Below are 3,527 nucleotides of genomic sequence, written 5' to 3'. Positions count from 1 at the left end.
AGGCCTCCAGCGCCAGCATCTCCAGCTGCGCCGGCGCGTGCAGCAGCGCCGTGCGGCCGCGGTCGACCCAGCGCTCCTTCCAGTCCAGCAGCGACAGGTACGAGTGGCGCGGCGCCCGCGGGTTGGCGGCCATCCGCGCCCACGCCCGCTCGCTCACCGACACCGCCGAGACGCCCGCCGGGCCGCCCAGCGCCTTCTGCGCGCCGATCACGCACAGGTCGACGCCCCACGCGTCCGTCAGCACCGGCTCCGCGCCGACCGAGGCCACGGCGTCCAGGTAGAACAGGGCCCCGTGCTCCCGGACCACCTCGCCGATCTCCGCGACCGGGTTGGTGTTGCCGGTGGCCGCCTCGGCGTGCACCAGGGAGACGAAGTCGATCTCGGGGTGCTCGGCCAGCGCCTCGCGGATCTGCCCGGCGGTCACCGCCGTGTGGAACGGCACGGCCAGGTCGTGCACCGTCGCGCCGCAGTCCCGCAGCCAGTCGCCGAAGGTCTGCCCGTACGGGCCGGTGATCACGTTCAGCGCCACCGTCCCCGGCCCCGCGCACCCGCGGATCGCGCCCTCCAGCGGCAGCAGCGCCTCGCCCTGGGTGATGAGGACGTCGTTGCGGGTGCGCAGGAGCCGCGCCACCCGGTCCGCGACGGCGGCGAAACGGGCGGCGCTGAGCGGAGCCAGGTCCAGGAAGGGGTGGGTCACGGTGGTGCTCTCTTCGCTCAGGGAATGCGGGAATGCCGGTAAGACCGATGCGCCCCGAGGGTATCCGGTGGCCGCCCGGCACCGTGGACCGCCCGGTTCCGGGCCCCGGGCGTACGAGGGCCGCACCCGCGCCGAACGAAGCGGCAACGGCCGGTGAACTTCACCGGTCGCGGCTCCTCCCGGCCTCCCCACGGCGGCAACCCGACCGTACTTTTGTCCGCACCATGGACACGTTCCCCTGGGAGATCACCCTCACCGTGCTCGGCGTCGTCATACCGACGGTGGCCGGCGTGTACGAGTTCTTCTTCATCGGCAGGAAGCGGCTCGGCTACCGGATCCAGATGGACACCCGCGCGTTCGGCGGGGAGTTCGCCGGCGCCCGGCACCCGTCGCTGGTGCTGGTGCGGGTCGAGAACAACGGCTCGGTCCCGGTCGACGTCGACGACTACATGGAGACCGACCCGGTGGGGCTCTCCATCCGCTTCCCGCGCCGTCGGGTCGTGCGGGCGTTCGACCCCACGCGCCGCGGTCCCAGCTCGCCCACCAACGCCATCCCCGACCTCAACCGGGACCCGGAACGGGCCGACCCCGACGTGCTGCGGCTGCCCAGGGTGCCGCTCAACAGGAACGAGCACTACAAGGTGCTCGTCCTGCTGGACGAACTCGACGGGGACGACGCACCCGACCGGGACGGTGACGAGTCCGACGCGGTGATGGTCAGCAGGATCAAGGGCGGCCGGGTCACCCGCACCCGCTACCGGGCGGGCGTCTCCCGGGGCGCGGTCGCGCTGATCACCGTCATGGCGTCGCTGATCGTCGCCCTGTACTACGTGTCCGGGGAGAGCTCCACCGCGGCGGTGGACTGCGCCTCCGGCGAACTCACCGTGGTCGGCTCCACGGCCTTCCGCCCCGTGGTGGAGGAGGCCGCCGCCAGCTACCGCGAGGCGTGCCGTGACGCCCCCGGCGAGGTGGAGATCCACATCCGGGCGGCCGGAAGTCAGGAAGGCGTCCGCACCCTGGACGAGGCGGGCCGCGGGGCCGGTGAGGACGGCCCGGCGATGCTCGCCTTCTCCGACGGCCGCAAGGGCGACGGGCATCCGCAACTCCTCCCGCGCCCCGTGTCGTTCTCCCTCTTCACCCTGGTCGTCGGCAAGGAGGCGGGAGTCCAGGACCTGACGCCGGAGCAGATCCGGCGCATCTACTCCGGCCGGTACCGCAACTGGAAGGACGTCGGCGGCGAGGACCTGCCGATCGCGCTGGTCGGGCGGTACTCCAGCTCCGGCAGCCGCCGCGCCCTGGAGGAACGGGTGCTGGGCGGCGCCACCGAGCCCAACTTCACCTCCCAGGACTGCCGCAGCCGCGTCGCGCGCCCCGACAACCCGGCGCTGCGCTGCGAACGCGGCTCCACGGACGAGGTCCTGGACACGGTGGCCGCCGTGCCGGGCGCCCTCGGCTACGCGGAGGCCCACGCGGCGGCGGCCGAGGCGGACCGCCTCCACCTGGTGCGCATCGACGGCCAGCCCGCCGAACTGGACGCCGCCGACCGGGGCGTCTACCCGTACTGGGCGACCGAGTACGCGTACACGTACGGGCAGCCGCCGGCCGACTCCCTGGTGGCCGGGTTCCTGCGGTACATCACCCTGGAGGTCGGCCAGGACGTGATCCGCGAGCACGGGCAGCGGCCCTGCGCCGACCTCGCCAACCCGAGGCTGTGCCGCCCCTCGTGAGCCGCCCGTCCCGCCGCCTCCCCCGGCCTCGCACGACGCCCCTCGCGCGGCCCTCATGACGTGGCCGGGCCCGGGGACCTAGGGTGCGGTGCATGAGTGATCACGCGGTGCTGCGGGTGAAGGGGAGGGTGCTGGTCGGGCCCGAGGAGGTCCGGGACGAGATCTGGGTGGTCGGCGGGCGGATCACCTACGACCGCCCGTCCGGCGCCCGGGACGTCCGCACCGTCGAGGGATGGGTCCTGCCCGGACTGGTCGACGCCCACTGCCACGTCGGACTCGGCGAGGGCGGCGCGGTCCCCGACGACGTCTCGGAGAAGCAGGCGCTGACCGAACGGGAGGCGGGAGCGCTGCTGCTGCGCGACGCCGGGTCGCCCGCCGACACCCGGTGGATCGACGACCGGGACGACCTGCCGAAGATCGTCCGGGCCGGGCGGCACATCGCCCGGACCCGGCGCTACATCCGCAACTTCGCCTGGGAGGTCGAGCCCGAGGACCTCGTCGCCCACGTCGCCCAGGAGGCGCGGCGGGGCGACGGCTGGGTGAAGCTGGTCGGCGACTGGATAGACCGCGGTGTGGGCGACCTCGCGCCCTGCTGGCCCCGTGACGCCGTCGAGGCGGCCATCGCCGAGGCGCACCGGCTGGGCGCGCGGGTGACGGCGCACTGCTTCGCCGAGAACTCGCTGCGGGACCTCGTCGAGGCGGGCATCGACTGCATCGAGCACGCCACCGGGCTGACCGAGGAGACCATCCCGCTCTTCGCGGAGCGGGGCGTCGCCATCGTGCCGACGCTGGTCAACATCGCCACGTTCCCGAAGCTGGCGGCGGGCGGGGAGGAGAAGTTCCCCCGCTGGTCGGCCCACATGCGGCGGCTGCACGAGCGGCGCCACGACACGGTGCGCTCCGCATGGGACGCGGGCGTGCCGGTCTTCGTCGGCACCGACGCCGGTGGGACGCTGCCGCACGGGCTGGTGGCGGAGGAGGTCGCGGAACTGGTGCGGGCGGGGATCCCCGCCGTGGACGCGGTGGGGGCGGCGTCGTGGACGGCACGGTCCTGGCTGGGCCGCCCCGGCCTCGACGAGGGGGCCCCGGCCGACCTGGTCGTG

3 protein-coding genes are annotated in these 3,527 nt (G+C 74.2%); 2 read left to right on the top strand and 1 reads right to left on the bottom strand.

What is annotated here, in order from left to right:
- On the bottom strand, positions 1-697 hold a 697-nt coding region (locus HW445_RS22865; protein WP_308799723.1), incomplete at its 3' end, for an aminotransferase class V-fold PLP-dependent enzyme.
- Between the two features lie 224 nt (positions 698-921).
- On the opposite strand from HW445_RS22865, the gene HW445_RS22860 reads away from it, so the two are divergent.
- Both HW445_RS22860 and HW445_RS22855 read left to right on the top strand, forming a co-directional pair.
- Entirely contained in the window at positions 922-2,424 is a 1,503-nt protein-coding gene (locus HW445_RS22860) for a PstS family phosphate ABC transporter substrate-binding protein (protein WP_180222843.1), read from the top strand.
- 92 nt (positions 2,425-2,516) lie between these two features.
- Positions 2,517-3,527: amidohydrolase family protein (locus tag HW445_RS22855; protein WP_180222842.1), on the top strand; the 1,011-nt coding region annotated here is incomplete at its 3' end.

It is taken from the genome of Streptomyces sp. UH6 (assembly GCF_013421635.1).
Taxonomy (GTDB): domain Bacteria; phylum Actinomycetota; class Actinomycetes; order Streptomycetales; family Streptomycetaceae; genus Streptomyces; species Streptomyces abyssomicinicus.
Note: the sequence above shows the minus strand (reverse complement) of the source record. Positions and strands in the feature narration are given on the sequence as shown.